At 50.4% G+C, this 20643-nt stretch carries 21 protein-coding genes; 11 read left to right on the top strand and 10 right to left on the bottom strand.

Annotated features, from left to right (window positions below; all coding sequences use genetic code 11):
* The first annotated feature begins 34 nt into the window (after window positions 1–34).
* From mmsB to ACYZZ0_RS15795, 4 genes are all read left to right on the top strand, one after another.
* Window positions 35–925, top strand: a complete 891-nt coding sequence (mmsB, locus tag ACYZZ0_RS15810) for a 3-hydroxyisobutyrate dehydrogenase (RefSeq protein WP_461537612.1) — start codon at window positions 35–37, stop codon at window positions 923–925.
* A gap of 157 nt (window positions 926–1082) precedes the next feature.
* Complete coding sequence (betB, locus tag ACYZZ0_RS15805; protein ID WP_461537678.1) at window positions 1083–2567, top strand: betaine-aldehyde dehydrogenase; 1485 nt, start codon at window positions 1083–1085, stop codon at window positions 2565–2567.
* Between the two features lie 68 nt (window positions 2568–2635).
* Window positions 2636–3700, top strand: a complete 1065-nt coding sequence (locus ACYZZ0_RS15800) for an SMP-30/gluconolactonase/LRE family protein (RefSeq protein WP_461537611.1) — start codon at window positions 2636–2638, stop codon at window positions 3698–3700.
* A gap of 182 nt (window positions 3701–3882) precedes the next feature.
* Window positions 3883–4257: a hypothetical protein gene (locus tag ACYZZ0_RS15795; protein WP_461537610.1), complete on the top strand. Its 375-nt coding sequence runs from the start codon at window positions 3883–3885 to the stop codon at window positions 4255–4257.
* Window positions 4258–4309: 52 nt separating this feature from the next.
* Here the strand turns inward: ACYZZ0_RS15795 and ACYZZ0_RS15790 are convergent, their stop codons facing one another.
* Complete coding sequence (locus tag ACYZZ0_RS15790; protein WP_461537609.1) at window positions 4310–6448, bottom strand: hypothetical protein; 2139 nt, start codon at window positions 6446–6448, stop codon at window positions 4310–4312.
* 501 nt (window positions 6449–6949) lie between these two features.
* Between ACYZZ0_RS15790 and ACYZZ0_RS15785 the strand changes: the two genes are divergently transcribed.
* A complete protein-coding gene (locus ACYZZ0_RS15785; protein WP_461537608.1) occupies window positions 6950–8233 on the top strand; it encodes a pyridoxal phosphate-dependent aminotransferase in 1284 nt (427 codons plus the stop codon).
* Window positions 8234–8245: 12 nt separating this feature from the next.
* Here ACYZZ0_RS15785 and ACYZZ0_RS15780 read toward each other — a convergent pair whose 3' ends face one another.
* A complete protein-coding gene (locus ACYZZ0_RS15780; protein ID WP_461537607.1) occupies window positions 8246–9277 on the bottom strand; it encodes an NADP(H)-dependent aldo-keto reductase in 1032 nt (343 codons plus the stop codon).
* Between the two features lie 282 nt (window positions 9278–9559).
* Here ACYZZ0_RS15780 and ACYZZ0_RS15775 point away from each other — a divergent pair, with 282 nt between their 5' ends.
* Window positions 9560–10186 (top strand): LysE family translocator, encoded by a 627-nt coding sequence (locus ACYZZ0_RS15775; RefSeq protein ID WP_461537606.1) that lies wholly within the window; start codon window positions 9560–9562, stop codon window positions 10184–10186.
* Between the two features lie 61 nt (window positions 10187–10247).
* On the opposite strand, the gene ACYZZ0_RS15770 is transcribed toward ACYZZ0_RS15775, so the two are convergent.
* From ACYZZ0_RS15770 to ACYZZ0_RS15740, 7 genes are all read right to left on the bottom strand, one after another.
* Entirely contained in the window at window positions 10248–10388 is a 141-nt protein-coding gene (locus ACYZZ0_RS15770; protein ID WP_461537605.1) for a hypothetical protein, read from the bottom strand.
* A 117-nt stretch (window positions 10389–10505) separates the two neighbouring features.
* Window positions 10506–10910, bottom strand: a complete 405-nt coding sequence (locus ACYZZ0_RS15765) for a hypothetical protein (protein ID WP_461537604.1) — start codon at window positions 10908–10910, stop codon at window positions 10506–10508.
* A gap of 194 nt (window positions 10911–11104) precedes the next feature.
* Window positions 11105–13156 (bottom strand): heavy metal translocating P-type ATPase, encoded by a 2052-nt coding sequence (locus ACYZZ0_RS15760; protein WP_461537603.1) that lies wholly within the window; start codon window positions 13154–13156, stop codon window positions 11105–11107.
* Entirely contained in the window at window positions 13156–13416 is a 261-nt protein-coding gene (locus tag ACYZZ0_RS15755) for a YtxH domain-containing protein (protein WP_461537602.1), read from the bottom strand. Before ACYZZ0_RS15755 ends, ACYZZ0_RS15760 begins: the two co-directional genes overlap by 1 nt.
* Entirely contained in the window at window positions 13409–13711 is a 303-nt protein-coding gene (locus tag ACYZZ0_RS15750; protein ID WP_461537601.1) for a hypothetical protein, read from the bottom strand. Before ACYZZ0_RS15750 ends, ACYZZ0_RS15755 begins: the two co-directional genes overlap by 8 nt.
* Window positions 13704–14402 carry a hypothetical protein gene (locus tag ACYZZ0_RS15745; protein WP_461537600.1) on the bottom strand — a complete coding sequence of 233 codons (699 nt, stop codon included), beginning with the start codon at window positions 14400–14402 and terminating at the stop codon, window positions 13704–13706. The genes ACYZZ0_RS15750 and ACYZZ0_RS15745 overlap by 8 nt, the downstream gene beginning before the upstream one ends.
* Before the next feature lie 11 nt (window positions 14403–14413).
* Window positions 14414–14743, bottom strand: a complete 330-nt coding sequence (locus ACYZZ0_RS15740) for an HMA2 domain-containing protein (RefSeq protein WP_461537599.1) — start codon at window positions 14741–14743, stop codon at window positions 14414–14416.
* A gap of 216 nt (window positions 14744–14959) precedes the next feature.
* Here ACYZZ0_RS15740 and ACYZZ0_RS15735 point away from each other — a divergent pair, with 216 nt between their 5' ends.
* The 5 genes from ACYZZ0_RS15735 (at window position 14960) to ACYZZ0_RS15715 (ending at window position 19502) form a co-directional block, all read left to right on the top strand.
* The gene (locus ACYZZ0_RS15735; RefSeq protein WP_461537598.1) at window positions 14960–15316 is read left to right on the top strand and encodes an HMA2 domain-containing protein; all 357 of its coding nucleotides are present in this window, start codon (window positions 14960–14962) and stop codon (window positions 15314–15316) included.
* Window positions 15317–15671: 355 nt separating this feature from the next.
* Complete coding sequence (locus ACYZZ0_RS15730) at window positions 15672–15938, top strand: FeoA family protein (RefSeq protein WP_461537597.1); 267 nt, start codon at window positions 15672–15674, stop codon at window positions 15936–15938.
* A complete protein-coding gene (gene feoB, locus ACYZZ0_RS15725; RefSeq protein ID WP_461537596.1) occupies window positions 15907–18240 on the top strand; it encodes a Fe(2+) transporter permease subunit FeoB in 2334 nt (777 codons plus the stop codon). Before ACYZZ0_RS15730 ends, feoB begins: the two co-directional genes overlap by 32 nt.
* A complete protein-coding gene (locus ACYZZ0_RS15720) occupies window positions 18230–18490 on the top strand; it encodes a FeoC-like transcriptional regulator (RefSeq protein WP_461537595.1) in 261 nt (86 codons plus the stop codon). Before feoB ends, ACYZZ0_RS15720 begins: the two co-directional genes overlap by 11 nt.
* Before the next feature lie 85 nt (window positions 18491–18575).
* Window positions 18576–19502 (top strand): HAD-IIA family hydrolase, encoded by a 927-nt coding sequence (locus ACYZZ0_RS15715; RefSeq protein WP_461537594.1) that lies wholly within the window; start codon window positions 18576–18578, stop codon window positions 19500–19502.
* Between the two features lie 65 nt (window positions 19503–19567).
* Here ACYZZ0_RS15715 and ACYZZ0_RS15710 read toward each other — a convergent pair whose 3' ends face one another.
* Window positions 19568–20608 carry a DUF2157 domain-containing protein gene (locus ACYZZ0_RS15710; protein WP_461537593.1) on the bottom strand — a complete coding sequence of 347 codons (1041 nt, stop codon included), beginning with the start codon at window positions 20606–20608 and terminating at the stop codon, window positions 19568–19570.
* Window positions 20609–20643: the final 35 nt, after the last annotated feature.

Below are 20643 nucleotides of genomic sequence, written 5' to 3'. Positions count from 1 at the left end.
ACTGCTTCAGAACTTTGTAGATAAGGAGAAGAATATGGCTAATGTAGCGTTTATCGGGCTGGGCAACATGGGTGGCCCTATGGCAGCCAACCTGCTGAAGGCCGGTCATAGTGTTACCGTTTTTGACCTGGTACCGGAGGCTGTTCAGCAGCTGGTGGATCAGGGTGCGACATCTGCTGAAAATGCGGCGGCTGCCGTTGAAGGTGTTGATTTTGTTATCAGCATGCTGCCTGCCGGGCGTCATGTTGAAGGACTGTATCTGGGCGAAAGCGGACTGCTGAACGTCCTGAATTCCAGCGCAGTTATTATTGATTCCAGTACCATTGATGCAGCTACTGCCCGCAAAGTGCATGCAGCTGCTGCAGAGAAAGGTATTGCCATGGTCGACGCACCGGTATCCGGTGGTGTTGCTGCCGCTGCAGCAGGCACCTTGTCGTTTATGTGCGGGGGCAGCGATGAAGCCTTTGCCAGCGTCAAGCCGCTGCTGGACGGTATGGGCAAGAATATCTTTCACGCCGGAGACAGTGGTGCAGGGCAGGTTGCCAAAGTCTGCAACAACATGTTGCTTTCAATCTTGATGGTGGGTACTTCAGAAGCTCTGCGACTGGGTGCGGATAACGGTCTGGATCCGGCCCGTTTGTCGGAAATCATGCTGGCCAGCTCCGGCCGTAACTGGACGCTGGAAGTCTATAACCCGTACCCGGGTGTAATGGAAAATGCACCGGCCAGTAATGACTACAAGCCTGGCTTTATGAATGATCTGATGCTGAAAGATCTGGGCCTGGCAATGGAAACTGCAGTTCACAGTGGTTCTGCCACTCCACTGGGTGCGATGGCTCGCAGTCTGTATGCCAGCCATGTCAGCAAGGGTAATGGCAAGCTGGATTTCTCCAGTATTCTGCAGTCACTGGGTGGCAATGACTGATCCGATTCTGGATAGTTATTGGCTTGCATAGGCCAGACTTGCTGCGCATGTCTGGCTGAGCCTGCATTCATTCTTCACCATTGATTTATTGACCCTTTCCAATCTTGAATTAGCCTTGATGCTGTGTCGTTGTAACTCTTGCAGGTGAGAACCGTTGATACAGCATTCAGGTTTCTATATTCACGGTAAGGTATGTGAGCCACGTCCTCGAAAGACCTTTACTTCGCTGAACCCGGCAACGTCTGAAACCGTTGCCACAGTCTGTCAGGTTTCTGTTGAGGATATAGAAGACGCTGTTTCATCATCCCGGGCCGGTTTTGCAGAATGGTCAGAGATGCCGGCGGCTGAAAAAGCAAGAATCATGCAACGGGCTGCAGTTTTACTGCGGGCAAGAACAGACGAATTGGCAGAGCTGGAAGCCAGAGATACCGGTAAGCCTTTGCAGGAAGCATTGCAGATTGATATCCCGACGGCTGCTGATGCGATTGAATACTTCGCTGGTTTAACGACGACGCTGCATGGTTTGCATCACGACCTGGGGACGGAGCAGTTTTTCTATACCCGGCGTGAACCATTGGGTATTTGCGCCGGAATCGGCGCCTGGAATTATCCGTTGCAGATTGCTTGCTGGAAATCTGCACCGGCACTGGCCTGCGGTAATACCATGATATTCAAACCGTCCGAACTGACACCATTGACGGCGATTCGGCTAGCTGAAATTTATACCGAGGCTGGATTACCCGACGGTGTATTTAATGTGGTTCAGGGCGACGGAATGGTTGGCCAAAGGCTGGTTCGTCATCCGGCAATAAGCAAGGTGTCGTTTACAGGCTCAGTGACTACCGGCCAGCAGGTGATGATTGATGCAGCTTCGTACCACAAACCGGTCACGCTGGAGCTTGGAGGTAAATCACCGTTAATTATTCTGGATGATGCTGAACTGGACGTTGCAGCAGATACAGCCGTGCAGGCCAATTTTCTGACGCAGGGAGAGGTCTGTACCCAGGGCTCACGGGTTTTTGTACATCATTCACTGCAAGATGATTTTCTGCGTCGGGTAAAAATGCGGACTGAAAAGCTGGTCGTCGGTAACCCGCTTGACCGTAAAACCCGGATTGGGTCACTGATTTCAGAACGCCACCTGCAAAAAGTGCTGTCATATATTCAGCAGGCAAGAAGTGCCGGTGCAAAGCTGATTACCGGTGGTCACAGAGTCACTGACGGATTGCTGGCCAAGGGCTGCTTTGTTGCACCGACAGTCTTTGCTGACTGCACTGATGAAATGCCACAGGTAAAAGATGAAATTTTCGGGCCGGTGATGTCGGTGCTGACCTTTACCGATGAAAAAGAAGTACTGAATCGAGCCAATGCCTCAGAGTATGGTCTGGCGGCCGGTGTCTTTACTCGTGATATCAGCCATGCTCACCGCATGGCCAGCCAGTTACAGGCTGGAGTCTGCTGGATTAACAGCTGGGGTGCCACGCCGGTTGAAATGCCGTTTGGTGGTTTCAAGGCATCCGGCCTTGGCTATGAGAACGGGCTGGAAGCATTGCGTCAGTACACCAAAGTGAAAAGTGTCTATGTCGAGTTGGGCAGGCAAAAATTGTCAATTCTGGATAACGGTAGTACAGCGGACAGATAAACCGAACCAAAGTCGTTATACTCGAAAAAATGCCTGATTATAAAAACTAAGAAAGATGGATCTTTTATATGTTTTCACCTCTATCAAGGTTAATGCCTGCATTGGTGGCTTTAGGGCTTGCCGGGTGCAGTCTTGATTCGGCGCCCTGGTTACCGGAGCGGGCTCCGAAGCTTCAGGGTGTCTTGGCACCCAATCAACAACTGAAAAGTGTCGTTAAAATTGATACCGCTGACTGTGAAGGTCCGGAAGATGTTGACCGTGATAACCAGGGGCGCATCTATGGTGGCTGCAGTGATGGCCGGATCATCCGTTATGCACAGGATGGTCAGCGTGAGATTTTTGCTGATACCGGCGGTCGTCCGCTGGGACTGCACTTCGATCAGGAGGGTAACCTGATTGTCGCAGATGCCTGGAAAGGCCTGCTGTCGATTGACCCTGAGGGAAATATCAAGGTTCTGACAACAGAAGCCGAAGGTGTTCCGTTTGCCTTTGCCGATGATCTGGATATTGCATCGGATGGCACCATTTATTTCTCTGATGCCAGTAGTAAATATCATCAGCCGGATTACTTGCTGGATTTGCTGGAAGCACGTCCTTACGGCCGACTGCTGGCCTATGACCCGAAAACAGGAAAAACGTCGGTTTTGCTGAAAAACCTGTTTTTTGCCAACGGAATTGCCCTGTCCCGCAATGAAGACTTTGTACTGGTCAACGAAACCTACCGTTATCGAATCAAGCGATACTGGCTGAAGGGGGAGAAAGCCGGAACCCACGATACCTTTGCAGACAATCTGCCGGGTCTGCCGGATGGTATATCCAGCAATCGTCAGGGCATGTTCTGGGTTGCCATGGCGACACCTCGCAAAGGTGTGCTGGACTTTATGCACCGCCACCCGAAGATCAAGAATACGCTTGCCAGTCTGCCTCGCAGCATGTGGCCGGAGCCTACAGAGTACGGGTTGGTACTGGCCCTGAATGAAAAGGGGGAAGTTATCCACAGCCTGCATGATCCTGACGGTGAAAATGTGCATATGATCACTTCGGTTCAGCAAAGTGGTGATGAGTTACTGCTTGGATCACTGACACATCCGTGGATTGGGCGGTTGCCTGTTCCTGAGCTTGATAGTGAATAACCTTTGCATTGATCGAGCCTGAAAAGGCCTCTTGGCAGTCGTGAGGGTTAACGATAATCTGTAATTTCAGCCTGAAATAATTCCGGGCTGATTTGCGAATACAGTCACCGCTGCTGTCATGGATAGACAGCAGGTGACAGTACTTTTTTATACCCGTCGTTCTCAGGGACCGAGGCGATTATATGACAGACCCCATGTCACTGGATGAGCTGATCGATGTGATTTCCCAGCTCAGCAGGGAAGAGCGTGATGTAGTTTTCTTTGCACTGTTTGCAGACATCCATTTGAAAGATGCGGTTACACTGCAGCGGCATGATCTTAAAACCCGCCCCTGGCTTCGTGCTGAAAGCGGTGCTGTGGCTGACAGGATTGTGCGTAACGCACCGTTTTATATCCGTTCCCCCTATGTTTTCTGGGAGCTGCGTGCCGGCCATGCCGAACCTTTGACCGATATTCACAAGCGACTGTTTGATGTGACCGGTATGTCATTTGAAGAGTTCAGGGAGCGCTCACAGGATTCCCTGAAGTTGGTAGCAGACAGTGTGGTCAATGGATAAGCAGCATTCGAGGTTATGCCCGAATGCTGCGGCTTGAGATTAAGATATGGTGTCAGAAGCTGAAAGTCGGGAAGTTATTACCGCGACTGAAGCCATAACCCCGGCCGTTTGCTGCCCGCTTGTTGGAAGTTGACCACTTGCCGCAACCTCTGTTGTCCAGCGAGAAGGAAGCACCGACCCAGTGGCTGTCATCCCGGTAACAGAGAGAACCTGTCTGACCGCTGTGCAGTGGCACAGGTATTCTTTCACCGGAGATAGCGGCACCTGCTGCAGCATCCACGACCTGATATTCATCGCTGGCAAAGCCTTTGATGCCTTCCAGCGAGTTGTTTTCACCAATAGAACACTGGTTATCAGCGGTCACAAAGCCAAACTCCTGAGTAAGCTTGTAGCTGAAACGGCAGAGGGTTTTGTCACCGACTCTGGTTGATACAACCAGTGGCTGGTCAACTGTACCGGGTGCTCCCCAGTAAGGACTCTCAGGCAGAGGCCTGAGCTTGCCGGTATCAAGCATGGTGTGAGTTGAGCTGCGCTCACTCCAGTTCTTGCCACCGGCATTGGTCATGGAAGCTTCACATCTTCCGTTATCGTTATTTTTAAAACCAAGTCCGTCATAGTTTTCATCCGAACCGGAATGGAAGCACAGCTCCATAACCTGATCACGCTGGGTGACCATAGATTTCAGGTTGCCATAAGCCAGATCAGGGTCGTCTGTTGCTACCATCTGAAAACTGGCAGATGAGAGTCCCTTTTCTCCCTTGTAGGCATTGTCTTCACCGATAGTACAGCGTTCTTCGGCTACATATCCAAACAGGGTGATAACCTTCAGTCCCTGTTTAACTTCCTGGAATTTGCAGACAGGAACCTGCTGGCTTTTGTATTTAAAAGTCAGGGGATTGCTGACCGGATCAGAGGTCCAGAGATCAGAAGCCGGGAACTGGCGTTTCATCTGTTCCCTGAGTTCAGCAAGCTCAATTTCTCTCTTCTCGTATTCAGCCGGGGTGGTATCAACCAGAGCCTCGAACTCATCGGGAGAAGCGACACCAATATCCTCAGCATCAAGAATCAGGTTTACCGACTGTAGTTTGCCTTCAACTTCGGCATTGATCAGGATTTTAAAATCACTCTGGCGGGCGGCCATTGGCAGGGTAATGGTGTCAGTTGTATGAGCTGTGGCGCCGACTTTGGTGGTGTCGGTATCGTAGATGATATCAACCCGGTCAAAACTGAAGCTGCCATCAGTATTTCTGGCGTACAACCGCAGTCCCTGTTCCTTGTCGTAATGCCAGAAATAGTTATTGGTTGTCGGCAGCACTGTTTCATTGGATGTCAGCTCGTCCAGAATTGTCTGGAAGGTAATGCTTCCCGCGTGACCATCCCAGCCGTAGGCCATACCTGACCAGTGTTTGAAGCCCATGGTGTGAGCATATTCATGGCTGTAAAAGGCATAGGCACCGGTATAGTTTGGTTGGGTCACAACTTTATCCAGATGCTGTCCGCCGACCGCCAGCCAGCTGCCACTGGCAACTCCGGTTTTAGCTGTTACCTTGTGCGCCTTGGGAATGTCATAGGTCATGGTACGGAACCACTTGGCCCAGGCATTACGACGGGGCTCGTCACGCTCATTGGTAAAGTAATCCAGATAGCGTTCATAGTTTGCTGCCCGCCCGTAGGCAACCTTGAAGTTATTCTGGATGCGGTGATAAGCCAGTATTTGCTGCGAACTCAGCAGTTCAGAGTAATTATGGCTGTTGGGATTAAAGAGAGGATCTGGATCAAGGAAGGTGATATCGGATGAGTCTTCAGGAGTGATGTCTTTAACCAGTATTTGTAGCTCGGTAAAGTCATCCAGTGGCTGATTCAGCGTAATGCCCGAGCCATCGATATCCAGGTTGATATCCATAAACCGGCGCATGGTTCGGTTGGTTAGCTTGAGCAGTATTCCGTCTGCCCGAACCTCCAGTATTTCCGGAACAATATCGCTGACGGTAATACCATCATTTTCAGTGCGTTCTACCTGAACTTTGGACTGTACTTCATATTTTGCGGCCTGAAGTAATGTCGGTGCAAAACCGTCGGTGACAATATCCTGTTTAACAACAGGCTGAACCTCGTATGCTGCCTGCGCTGTGGAACCAATAGCCACCCCCATGGCTATTGCCAGCGGCAACAGTGTTGTTTTTATTTTCAACTTCTATTCCCCCGGTATGGCGTAAATACGCCAGGCAATTCAGAAGAGCCTGAAAATAGGCATTTCCTCAATAAACAAAGCTAGATTTATGCCAATACGATTATTCTGATTCATATCAAGAAAAGCCAATCGGACGACGCCGGTTCTGTATATTTTTTGTTTCAGGGAGGATGATCAGAACAGAGGGACGTTGGAACCTCTATGGCTTCAATCAAGCCGCTGTAATTGATTTACGGAAAAACAGTTTTTATCGACTATGTTTGATTACTTTCTGTCTGCTTATGCAGAAAGACAGGAGGTGTTATGTCGATAGCGTCCAATTGCAGCGTGTTATTTAGAAAACAGGCACTGTGTTCTCATCCATGGATACAGGGAATTCGGGCAAGCTTTGCGGTACTTGTCTGGTTACTGCTTGTTTGGTTATTAGTAGTGCCTGGTCTGACTGAAAATGCAGTGGCTGCCTGTTCTTCACAGGACAATGCTTCAAAGGAACTTGTCAGCATGAGCCAGCTTAATACCGCTGTTAGCAGTCTGCAGCCTTCAGCAACGTTGCAGATTAATGAACTGTCTGAGCGCCTGATTCGGGAAGGCCGGGATATCATCCGGTTGGGATTTGGCCAGTCTCCCTTTCCGGTACCTGAAATTGTGGTGGATGCATTACGTCAGCATGCCGCCAGCAAAAGTTATTTACCGGTAAAAGGTTTGCAGCCTTTACGGGAAACGGTTGCAGCGTATTACCAGCAACGGGATGGCATCAAGCGAACCGCTGACTCAGTAATGATAGGCCCCGGTTCAAAAATGCTTTTGTTTCAACTGCAGGAAGTATGCAAGGGTGAGTTGATACTGCCTTCACCCAGTTGGGTGAGTTATGAACCCCAGGCTCATCTGCTGAATAAGCCTGTACGTTATATTCCGACTTCTCTGGATACCGGCTGGCGCATTTCACCGGATCAACTGGATCAGTTGGGGCCACCGGAAAAAGACACTACCCGGCTATTAATCCTGAATTACCCTTCTAACCCCACCGGTGCGACTTATGAGCCGGAACAACTGAAAGCACTGGCCGAAGCGGCACGACGTAATCAGATCATCATGGTTGTCGATGAAATTTATGATGAATGCCGGTTTGATGGCGAACATCACTCCCTTGCCAAATGGTACCCGGAAGGCACGATTATCAGTGGTGGACTCAGTAAATGGTGTGGTGCGGGCGGCTGGCGGCTGGGAGTAATGATCTTTCCTCACGAACTGATGCTGCTGCAGGACAAGATGGCGGTCATTGCCAGTGAAACCTGGAGTGCTGTAGCTGCACCGATTCAGTATGCAGCGATCACTGCCTATCAGCAGCCCCCGGAAGTCAAGGCCTACCTTGGGCACTGCAGACAGGGACTGAAAGCCGTTGCGGGATATATGCAGGAACATTTGACCCGTTCCGGCGTAGATGTTGCGCCTTCAAGCGGAGGTTTTTATCTGTTTCCCGGCTTTGACAAGTATCGGGAGCCTTTGGCTGCAAAAGGGATAAAAACGGCAGACCAGTTCTGTGTGAAACTGATGGAAGATACCGGCGTGGCTCTCTTGCCGGGTACAGCCTTTGGCTTCCCGGAAGACCGGATTTATACTCGGCTGGCTTATGTTGATTTTGACGGAGGGGCTTTGCTAAAAGCTATTGCTCAGAAATCAGGGCAGCCATTGGACAGTTCATTGGACAATGCCTTTGTTGAAAAGCATTGTCCAAAGATAGCAGAGGTTTGTCGTAGAATAGATGGCTGGCTTAAAGCGCTCTAAGTACCAAAACAGTTATAAAGCGGGATCAGGAATCCGTTTGTGAATGGCTTCAATTTCATTCAGAACGGTTTCGCTCAGCGTCAGTTCTGTAGAGTCAATATTAGTACGGAGCTGCTCCAGTGTGGTAGCTCCGATAATCGTGCTGGTGACAAAGCTGCGACTGTTGACGTAAGCCAGCGCCATTTGTGCCGGATCCAGTCCATTATCTTTGGCAAGGGTAACGTAATCGCGAACAGCGGCTTCGCATGCTCCGCTGACGTAACGCTGGTAGCGGGGGAATACGGTGATACGTGCCCCTTCCGGGCGAGCACCATCCAGGTACTTGCCACTTAATACCCCCATTCCCATGGGAGAGTAGGCCAGCAGGCCAATGTCTTCCCGGTGGGCAATTTCAGCCAGCCCCACTTCGAACTGCCGGTTCAGGAAACTGTACGGGTTCTGAATCGAAACCGCTTTGGGCCAGCCTCTTTCCTTGGCAAGTTGAAGAAAGCGCATGGTTCCCCAGGGCGTTTCATTGGAAAGGCCGATATGTCTGATTTTGCCGGCTTTCACCATATCGTCCAAAACTTCCAGCGTTTCTTCTATAGGTGTGGCATCTTCCTGTTCGTGGTGGGTATAGCCGCGTTTTGCAAAGAAGTTGGTGTTACGGTCAGGCCAGTGCAGTTGGTACAGGTCGATGTAATCTGTCTGCAACCTTTCCAGGCTGCCATTCAGGGCACGCTCAATATGCAGGCGGGTAAACTTTCTTCCGCCGTCGATATAGTTAAGCCCCGGGCCTGCGATTTTGGTGGCCAGCACAAGATCATCTCTGCGGCCACGCTGTTGTAGCCAGTTACCCATCATGGTTTCGGTTCGGGTATAGGTTTCTGCACGGGGGGGAACCGGATACATTTCGGCAGTATCAAAAAAAATCACGCCCCGTTCGACGGCATAATCCATCTGGGCAAAAGCATCCTGCGATGTGTTCTGTTCGCCCCAGGTCATCGTTCCAAGGCAGATCAGACTGACACGGGTATCGGTACCACCCAGATAATTGTATTTCATTAGTGTTATTTCCTTATCCGGTTAAATATTCAGGCAGGCCGGTCTGCCGAGTGTATCGAAGTTTGGAGTCTCATCAGGTTAGCTGCAAGAGGGTTGTAGTTCGAATCATTATGCTGGTTAACCCGGTGCTTCACTGCTTTGGCTGATTAGGTAAAGATTGCTGATTGGCGATAATTTATTCCGCAATACCCCGGTTTTTTGATAAAAAATCGTGTAAGGGCGTATGTCGGGGAAAAATAAACTGTGAAAGAATGGACGCCTGTCGTTTGAAAGGAGGTTCGTATGCTATCTACAGAAACAATTATTACATTTTTAACGACTGCTACACTCCTTTCGTTTATCCCCGGGCCAGACAATATTTTTGTGCTGATGCAGTCTGCAACCATGGGAAGAAGGTCCGGTATCTTTGTTACGCTGGGACTGTGTACCGGCCTGATTGTACATACTTTGGCTGTTGCCATGGGTGTTGCAGTGATTTTTCAGGTCAGTATTGTAGCCTTTACAGCACTTAAAGTTGTGGGTGCGGCCTATCTGCTTTACCTGGCATGGGGCGCATTCAAAGCATCTTCCACACAACTGGCCGAGGGCAGCAAGAAGTCGGTGAGTAATTTCGCGTTGTACAAGCGCGGGATTATTATGAATATCACCAACCCTAAAGTGGCTATTTTCTTTATGGCCTTCCTGCCGCAGTTTACTGACCCGGCTGCAGGTTCTGTTTCCGTTCAGATGATCATGTTGGGTGGTTTGTTTATTGTGGCGGCGCTGGCAAGTTTCAGCCTGATTGCTGTGCTCTCCGGTTCGCTTAAGCAACTGCTGACAAGCTCTCGCCGTTCCCAGGAAATGCTGAACAAGGTAGCAGGCTGTGTCTTTATCGGTCTGGCAGCCAAGCTGGTGACCAGCCAGAAATAAAACAGTCCATGTTCCTGTGCAGATGCACAGGAACATGCTTATGGTCTTTTAATACTTCTTTTCAGCTCTTTCCTGATTCGCCCTTACGGCTGCCCAGCCACATCAAAAAGGGCTTCACACTGAACATAAAGGCAAAAAATCCCAGACCGATTAACAGGGCAAGAAACGGGTGATCCTTGGTTATCCACAGTACAGTATCCATGCGCTCTCCCCTCTGAGTAAAAAGTTATATTAGCTAAGGCTAAATTAGCTGGGAGAGGTGGATTATGCGATAGATCAAAAACCGCTGGTTTATTCCTGCTCAGACAAAAAAGAGTGGTTAGGCTCTTCGTTTTGCCTTCTTCTGTGCACACTTGCACAGGCCGCCAGATTTAGCCGGACAGGCTTTGCAAGGTGGTGACTTGTACGGAAAGCGTGCCATGGATACGACTTCGGCAGGATTTTTCCGGGGTGGCGTAGCGGTTCTTACAACACTCTGTTCTTGCTGGGGTGTGCCCTGCTGCTCCAGCCCTTCTGACAGCCAATCCAGCAACGGATTCAAGGGTGCCATCAACTCGCGTACGGCACTGGCACCGGCATTTTTTCCAACCCGGGTCAGCTCCACCTTGAGTTTAATTTTTACATCTTTGGTTTCTGCAGACAGCGAGAGACGCTGGCGGTTGGCCTTTTTGTAATACTTCCCTTTCTTGGCCAGCTTCTTCAGCTTTTTTTTGGTCGACGACATAATTACGCGGATACAGGCAGTAATGTTCTGTTTGTATGATTCGTTATGCTGCTGCGAAGTTAAATGATAAGCGCTCGCATTCGCAATGTTTGGCAGGGATTGTAACAGGTGCCTGACCACCCGTCAGAAGAAATCTTCAGGTGATCAGGTTTGAAGTGTCATCAGGTTGTTGTTACGGAGGCATACCGTGGTGGCTAGCCGTTTCTAATAGCAACAGCTCTGGCAAGCACCGCCAGTGTTGTACCATTGTGTAGCAAGGCACTCATTCCAGGGCTGAGATAACCCATTGCTGCAGCCAGCATAATGCCGCTGTTAACCCGCTCTGCCAGACGAATATTGCTCTGAACCAGGTTAATTGCTTCATTTGCCAACTGTCGTGCATCAGCGACGCCGGCCAGACAGTCATTCAGCAGTACTGCGTCAGCTGCCATATGGGCAAGCTCGGTCCCTTTAGACATTGCCAGACCAACATCAGCCTGAGTCAGTGCGGGGGCGTCGTTAACACCATCGCCGACAAACAGTACTTTATGCCCCTTTCGCTGCAATTCAGCCACAACCTTGGCCTTGCTTTCCGGCGTCGCTTCGGCAAAGAACAGGTCAAACCCAAGTTCGGCTGTCAGCTGTCTTGCCTTGGATGCAGTATCTCCGGTAAGCAGCACCAGATTTTTAATGCCACTGTCCCGCAGTGCTTGCAGGGTTTCCCTGACTTCAGCCCGCAGCGTGTCCTTCAGCCCGATAACACCGATCGGCTTTTGGTCGCTGGCAATAAACAACATGTGCTTTCCGGCCTGCTCCAGCTCGCAGATTGTTTCTTCGAGCAGAGTGAAATCAACATTCTCATGTGATTCCAGATAGTGCCGGCTGCCAATCAACAGTGGCATGTCGTTTATGCTGCTTTTGAGACCATGGGCAATAACATACTGCACTTCACCATGATCGATATGAGGCAATTCATGGTGATGGGCCGCATCAACAACAGCCTGCGCTAATGGATGATTACAGTGCTCTTCGACTGAGGCCGCCATAGCCAGAAGCTCACGGGCGTTTTCCTGTTCTCTCAGACAGATGACGTCAGTGACTTCCAGATCGCCGTAAGTCAGAGTGCCGGTTTTGTCGAAAATACAAGTATCGGCTTCGGCAAGGTTCTCAATCGCCCGTCCGCCCTTAAGCAACAGACCATGTTTTGCTGCACGATACATGATGGACTTGAATGTTACCGGTGTGGATAACTTCAGGGCACAGGAGTAGTCGACCAGGAAAACAGACGCCAGACGTTCAAAGTCCTGGGTCAGAGCAAACACCAGAGAGCCGATGGCCAGGGTGATTTTAACCCGGCGTTCAGCCATCTCGGTGGTGGTCATCTGGGTCTGGCTTTTTTCCGACAACGACTGGGCAATGATTTCACCAATCTTTGCTGTTGTCGTTTCCGAACCTACCTTGTCGATCTCCAGTTCGGCCCTGCCATCATGAATAACAGTACCGGCGTAGAGATAAGCACCGTCTTCACGTCGTACAGGCACTGACTCACCTGTCAGTGAAGCCTGATTGACCAGTGCATTGCCGGAAGTAATCGTGCCATCGGCAGGCACTGCATCACCCGGTCCCAGCAATACCCGGTCACCAATGACCAGTTCATCAGAATTTAGCTGGACTTCTGCATCACCCCGTCTGACCCAGACCTTGCTATGCCGCGGCTGCATCAACTCTGACAACAGGGCATCACTGTTGCGGCTGGTCTGCTGCTCCATGTATTCACCGGCACTCAGTAGTGTCTGGGTCAACATGGCCGTGCGGTAATCACCGCGTGCTGCAGACAGACCGATGGCGGTAGCGTCAAGAACCTCTGTGCCTATCTTGCCCTGACTTAGCTGGCTGACACCTTCAACCAGGGTATTGGCTATCAGGGGGTAGGTTGTGAAACCGCTTACACCTTTGGGTATAAAGCTGGCTGCCAGCAGCCCCAGAAGGTTGAGGGCAATATCACCGCGGGTAAACACCGGCTCCGACTCGGACTGTGTCGCACTTGACCAGTTCAGCTGATCCAACCACTGCTCCAGTTCATCCGGCGCAGTTAACTGGGAGTCGTAGTCAATAACAATCGAGGCTGCGGCCTCATTGATACGGACAGCCTTGACTCCCTGAATGGCCAAGAGGCCCGTACGTAACCACTCTGACAAGCCATCCAGTTCTGTTCCGGAAACCCTGAAACGGATTCGCCCCGGGAAATGGTGCCTGATGGAGATCATTACTTGTCCTTGTGCAGGTTGCGGTAATACTCCAGTTCGGCCTGAGTGTCTTCAAGCCGTTCTTTCAGTTCTTCAACTTCACCGCGCACGGCAGACCATGCCTTGTTACCTACATTGGACATACCCTGTTGTACTTTTTTATTGGACAGCAGGTAGGCGACAGCAGCACCGGCAACGATGCCGGTCAGCAGATGGGTGCGGCTGTTTTGTTGCTGATACGGTGTGGTCATGTAGCCGTTACGGTTGTACTGGTCAGCCATGATTCTTTTCCTTCATTTCATCAATCAGGTATAGCCCGGCAGCGCCTGCAGCCAGCAATGTCGTGAATGAAAGTAGTGGTCGCCCTGCCATCTGGCTGGCAACTGCTGTTGCGATACCGCCTGCCACGCCGGCTTTGGCAGCATCCTTGAGTACTTTCTTGCTGAGCTGCTGCACGTCGATTTCACCCTGCTGGTAATCAGACCACTGGGTGATGACCGAGGCACTGCCACCTAACAATGCACTGGCAAGCATGGTTCGGCTGGCAGGACTGAGCTCGTTGCCTGAGTTACTCATTGGGGCCAGCTACGCTGTTGTTGTCATCGGAAGTCTGAGCTGGAGTCTCGGCCTGTTGCTCGGCTTTTGCTGTCTTGTGACGTTCAACCGATTCCTGGAAGCCGGCTTTGCCTGCTGCGAATGTGTCGCGGAAGACGTCGCTGCTCATGGAAACACTGTCGCTGACAGAGCTGGCTGTTGATGCGGCCCCCTGTTTGACCTTTTCACCGCCGGTCTTGAGCATGCTGCCGGCATTACCTAATAGTCCCATCAACTGATTACGGACATTTTCATTGCTGAAAATCAGTGCGGCTGCTGCACCGATCATGGCGCCTTTCCAGAATTCCTTGTCGTCCATGCCCAGCTTGTGCATCAGATCTTTAAACAGACCGGCCTGTTCTCCCATAACGCCTTCAAGCATCTGCTGGGAATGAGCGAAGAAAGCATCCTGCTGTTGCTGGTTATGGTTGTGGTGATGAGCATGATGGTGGTCATCATGAGGCATCTGTTGTGGCGCCGGCTGTGGTGCTTGCTGAGGCATCGGCGGCATCTGTGGCGGGTAAGGGTAGCCCGGAGGCGGCATGTGAGCATGTGCCATACCATGATGTTGATGATACATGCCTGGATGAGGTGGGTAACCCGGATGAGGAGGATAGCCCCAGGGATTGGGATGATAATAGCCGTTAGGAGGTAACTGTTGTTTGTCGTTCATAGGGTTAAATCTCAGATTTGATGTGCAGCAACAACATCATGAAACAACTGGTGGCAGGCACTCTCTGCATCACCCATGTCTTCACTGAATAACCGGTGAAGGAGCTGTGGATCTATGATCGCCGGGTCATATTCCAGAATGGCACTGCGACTGGCAGGGTGGACTTCATAACTTTTCAGGGCATGAAATCGGCTCAGCTGCTCCGACATACTGTCAGCTTTAAAATTTGCCCACTGGGTTTCCAGACCGGAGTTGAATTTCAGCCGGATTCTGCCGGGAATATGATGAGCAAGCCGTACCCGGTTGCGAAGTTGCAGTAAATAGGCGTTGAGTTCTGTCATTTAGTTATGATGAGAAAAGCCCGCTTACTTGTGTCTGAATCCAGAGGGTACTTCAGGTATGAAGTTATTCAGATAAACCAGCAGGAGAGGTTAATTTTAGTGGATGGTGGCACTTTTGATAGGTGACCAGCTTGAGGCATATCAACAAACATTCATTGATGGGTTGTTATTTGGGTAGTATCATGAATGAAAATCGCTCTCATTAAGGTTACGGGCATGTCCACTTACATTCATCAGACTGAAAGCAGATTGCGCGTTCGCTCAGACTATATTCTGGATAATGCAGAGCAGGTTCGTTCACTGATCGCGGAGCTGGAACAGATTCCGGCTATTACCGATATACGGCATCGCAAGTTTGCCGGTTCAGTCACTATTCGTTTTAACCATCAAGAAGTTGAAGCCGAGTCGCTGCTGGAAATGCTGGAAAGCCATGGTTGGTTGCGCTCCCGTCAACGTAGTGACTTTGTGGGTAACGCAGTACGAAATGGTTCCCGTACCTTGCTGAAAGGTATTACTGTTATGGCAGTAAAACAAATTGTTGGCGGTAATTTATTACGTACTATTTCGGCCTGATGATTTTAAAATAAAAATCAGAATATTTTTAAATACAAAATTCACTCAAAATCATTTGTATTTAACCTGTCGTCAAGATTCTATTATCCGACCCTGTTGGTTGATTTGTATCAAGAGGGTTTCGAATCTTACTGGGTATGATTCTCAATAAGATTCGCTTACTGCAAAAGTATCAGTGCTTATCGAACCCTTCCTGCCGGTAGCTCCTGATGCGAACAATTCTCACTTTTTTATATGCTGACTGTTCTTGATCAGTTGCCGTTGCGAATCCTCTCAACTGCAAATCGCTGAATGATTATTCTGTTGCCCTTGTTCATCTGGCGAGTTGCCTGATCTGTGAATTAAGGAATACCAAATGAAGTTAACGCTGGGTGATCTCGAGGTTGGCGACGCCGGCCGGGTATCTGGCTATGCCGGTGGGGGCGGATATCGCCGCCAGTTGTTGGCCATGGGGCTGACACCGGGAACAGGCCTTAAAGTTATCCGTCGAGCACCGATGGGTGATCCGATCGAGCTTGAGATTCGTGGTTTCAGTTTGAGTCTGCGTCGTGATGAGGCTCAGTGTGTACTGGTAGAGAAGGAGTCTTGCAATGGCGCAGGTAACTGTTGCTGTCCTCGGTAATCCGAACTGCGGCAAAACAACGCTCTTCAATGCCCTGACCGGGGCGAAGCAGCAGGTTGGTAACTGGCCGGGTGTAACGGTTGAACGTAAAACCGGTAGCTATGAGCATGCCGATCGTTCCATCGAGTTGGTTGACCTGCCCGGCACTTATTCTCTTGATGTTGGCATCGGCAATACGGCGATTGATGAAAAGCTGGCCCGCGACTATGTGCTGGCCGATGAAGCTGATCTGTATATCAATATTCTTGATGCCGGCAATATCGAACGAAACCTCTATCTGACGACTCAGCTGCTGGAAATGAACCGGCCAATGCTGGTGGTTCTGAATATGATGGATGTGGCTCAAGAGAAAGGCGTGAAGATCGACGTCAAAGCTCTGGCTACCCGTCTGGGCTGTGATGTGATTCCGGTTATTGCCAGTCGCAGTAATGGTGTCGACCCACTGAAGCAGGCAATTGAGAGCTATCTGGCAGGGAATAAAAGAGATAACCGGGTCAAAGTCAGCTACACCGATGCCATTGAAAATGCACTGGAGCCTCTGAAGCCGGTTGTTGCTGCCAAGGCGGCAGAGCTGAATGTTTGCAAGCGCTGGCTGGCAGGTCGCCTGCTTGAAGGTGATCAGAGCCTGGAAAGCATGATGCCGGCTGAAGCCATGGCCGAAGTCATCGGTGCCCGCAATGAGCTGCAGGCAGTTGATGACGAAGATGTTGATATCCTGTTTGCCGATGCCCGTTATGGCTTTATTGATGCCCTGACCAGTGGTGTTGTATCCCGCAGTCAGAGTATCAGTAAGTCTGTAACCCAGAAGATAGACTCTGTCGTATTAAGCCGGGTGTTTGGCCTGCCGATTTTCTTCGGCATCATGTACCTGATGTTTATGTTCTCAATCAATCTGGGCAGTGCCTTTATTGATTTCTTTGATATTTTCTTCGGTACCGTTTTCGTTGATGGCGTTCGCCATGTGATGGAAAGTCTCGGGGCACCGGAGTTTCTGATAACCCTGCTTGCCGATGGTATTGGTGGTGGTATTCAGACCGTTTCCACCTTTATTCCGGTGATCGCATTTCTCTATTTATTCCTGTCGATACTGGAAGATTCGGGTTATATGGCCCGCGCCGCCTTTGTCATGGACCGGGCAATGCGGGCACTGGGATTACCGGGTAAGGCGTTTGTTCCGGTGCTGGTGGGCTTCGGCTGTAATGTCCCGGCTGTTATGGCAACCCGGACATTGGAGCAGGAACGTGACCGTAAACTGACTATCCTGATGAGTCCGTTTATGTCTTGCGGCGCTAGACTGCCAGTTTATGCCTTGTTTGCCGTAGTGTTCTTCCCGCAAAGTGGCCAGAACGTGGTATTTGCACTTTATCTGACCGGTATTCTGGTTGCTGTATTGACCGGTCTGATTATGAAAAACACGCTGCTGCCAGGCAATATGGCGCCTTTCGTAATGGAATTGCCGCGCTATCACCTGCCGACGCTGAAAGGTATGGTGCTACGAACTTGGGATCGTCTGAAGTCGTTTATTGTCCGTGCGGGTAAAACTATTGTGATGGTAGTAGCTGTACTGGGCGTGCTTAACTCTATTGGCACTGATGGCAGCTTCGGTAATGAAAACACCGAGAAGTCGGTACTGAGTCATATCGGTCAGGCCATTACCCCGGTGTTTGCGCCGATGGGTATGGAGCAGGATAACTGGCCGGCAGCAGTAGGTCTGTTTACCGGCATGTTTGCCAAGGAAGCAGTGGTCGGTACCCTGGACTCCCTGTACAGCAATATGTCTGCAGATACCGGGGAAGAAGCTTCTGATTTCAGTCTGATGGCCGGGGTCAGCGACGCGCTGGCCACCATTCCGGAGAACCTGTCCGGTGTTGTTGATACGCTGACCGATCCGCTGGGCCTGAGTGTAGGGACAACAGATGATGTTGAGCTGGCCGCTGAGGAACAGGGTGTTAATGTTGGCACCTACGGTGTGATGCGCAGCCAGTTTGGTAGCGAAGCTTCTGCTTTTGCCTATCTGCTGATGGTGCTGTTGTATGCGCCTTGTGTGGCCGTTATGGGTGCAATCAACCGTGAAGCTGGCCGGGCGTGGATGTGGATGGCCGGTGGCTGGTCCACCTTTATGGCTTACACCGTTGCCACTGTTTACTACCAGGCTTCTACCTTCAGTCTTCACCCCGGAGCCTCCGGCAGTATTCTGTTAGTGACCGGTGTTGTGTTTGCTGCAGTGCTGATGCTGCTGCGCAGAGCGGGCCTGAAAGAAAGCCAGAGTACTGATATGGCAGGGGCTGTCGGTGCTAAGTGATATTCGTCGCTTATTAATGTCCCGGGCAGAAATGGTCAGCTTGTATGAGTTGGCTAACCACTTTGATGTGGAAGAGTCTGTTATGTCCGGGATGTTAACCCACTGGCTGCGCAAGGGCAGGGTGATTCGAATGGAATCACCCTGTGATAAAGGCTGTGGCGGTTGTGATAAATCCAGTGATGGCGAGTGGTATCAGTGGGTTGTTGCGGCACAATCTTCAACACTTATTTCGTTGAGCTGCCAGAGCTGACTTTAGATTCGCGCTATATACATACCATCAGATTAGCGCTGGTTCAGATATAATGGCGTTTTGATTCAACTCCCATGAGCCCGCGATGATTGAAATTAATCTGTCGATTCTGAACCAGTGTTATGCCCGCAGAATGAACTGGTACCCGTCGGTAAATAACCCTGAAGGTGCTTCGGTTCGGGTAGGTGGTATTGAAGAAATACTGGATCAGTTCGATCTGATTATGCTCGATTCCTACGGGGTGCTGTGCCGCGGAGCAACGCCGATTGAAGGTGCGATTGATGCCATTGCCATGATGCGCCGTCATAACAAGGCGCTGTGTGTAGTTTCCAATGACACCATGACCAACAAGGCGGTGGCTGCAGAAAAGTATGCTGCCAGAGGTTTTGACTTCAGTGGTGATGAAGTGGTGACCAGCCTCGATATTACCGAGAACTGGCTCAAAACCATTGATAACCCCGGTCGCTGGGGTGTGATTGCACCGGATGTTCACCCGTCTGATGAACTGTTACAGGGTATGGTTCGCCTGAACAGCCAGAATGGTGTGATTCCCGAAGAAGTCGACAGCCTGCTGTTCCTAGTCGGTGGTATGGGTTGGACGGCTGAAATGCAGGCCAACCTGATTGCTTCTGCCAAAGATCGCCAGTTCACCATGGCACTGGGCAATCCGGATATGGGTGCACCATATTTCATCGACGGGAAAATTCATCTGGGTGCGACGCCGGGTTACTTTGCTGACTGTCTGGTTAAAGAGACCGGACAACAGGCGACACCAGAATTGTTTGGCAAACCGGGCGAAACCATTTTCCGTACAGTCATGGAACGTCACGGTATTACTGACCCGTCTCGTGTACTGATGGTGGGTGACACGCTGTACACCGATATTCTTGGAGGTAATGCGGTTGGCTGTAAAACACTGTTGCTGGAATGCGGTGTTTACCGGGGAACGGATATTGAGCAGGCGATTGCGGATGCCGGTATTGTTCCTGACTTTATTGCGCCGCATCTGTAAGTGGATAAAAAAACCCAATCAACCAGTTGATGCTGGTTGATTGGGTTTGATGAAAAAAGTCGTTTTCAGCCTGCTCGATTTTCCAGTAATTCTCGAACTACTGTAGGCATTTTTTGGCGCAAATGGCTGGATAAGCGGGCCTCATGTTTTTGCCACAAGACACCCAGCCAGATAATGCCCAGGCCAATCAAGGTCAATGATATCGGGAACAACCAGCTTTCCCTGAATACTTCCCAGGCCAGGTGTCCCAGATACCCGGCAACACCTAGTGCTCCGAAAATAACAAACACGCGCCGGATAATAATCACGCCAATACCGATCAAAACCAGATTGATACAGCAGTAAATAAACTTGTTCAGTTCACTGTCTGAGTTTTGTGATGAAAGCCCACACCAGAATGCAATGACGCCAAACAGATAAAGCCAGAAAGCAAAATCCAGTGATTTACGAGACCTGATATCCACCCAGAAAGCCAGCAGGGTGATTGCCAGACCAAACCACATAGTAAACAGACTTCGTTCATCCCAGCTGTAGTCCAGTCCAAAGAACATGGATGTCATATCCATCGACATATACCAGAGCGTGACCGCAACCGGCATCACCATAAACGGAAAGCGGTAGTGCCAGAGCATCAGCGAACCGACAACCAGAGTGCCGAGCTCCATATAGATCCACAAAAACCTGATTTTGTAGTGGTAATCGCGATAGGCCAGGTCGTCAGGCCATAACCCCATTGCCTGCTGCAGGCCATAAATCGCCAGTGGTGTGAGTGCTATAACAAAGGCAGCAATAATCCCGGCAGGAATCAGGCGCCCGGTACGCTGAAAAAAATTGGTAAGACCCAAACCTGCAACAGCATATAGACAGGATATGGCCATAATTCCCCAGCCACCAAACTGTTCCCAACCCAGGTTCATAAACAAAGTCAGTGCGCCGATGGCAATCATGCCGCCGAAGTAATAAAGCACATGGGTGAAGTCAAAACGGGGGCCGGGCTGGCTGTTCAGAAAGGTATGGAGCGGAGCAACCTGATCAGGTTGCAGAAGGCCTTGTTTGACTGCTTCGTTGAGTACAGCTTTTGATAATCTGGCCATTGTTTCCTCCATATCGGCTCCAGGAGCCGTATGGAGGAAATGGTGCC

This window comes from Spongorhabdus nitratireducens (assembly GCA_947387575.1).
Classification (GTDB): Bacteria; Pseudomonadota; Gammaproteobacteria; order Pseudomonadales; family Endozoicomonadaceae; genus CANDOC01.
Note: the sequence above shows the minus strand (reverse complement) of the source record. Positions and strands in the feature narration are given on the sequence as shown.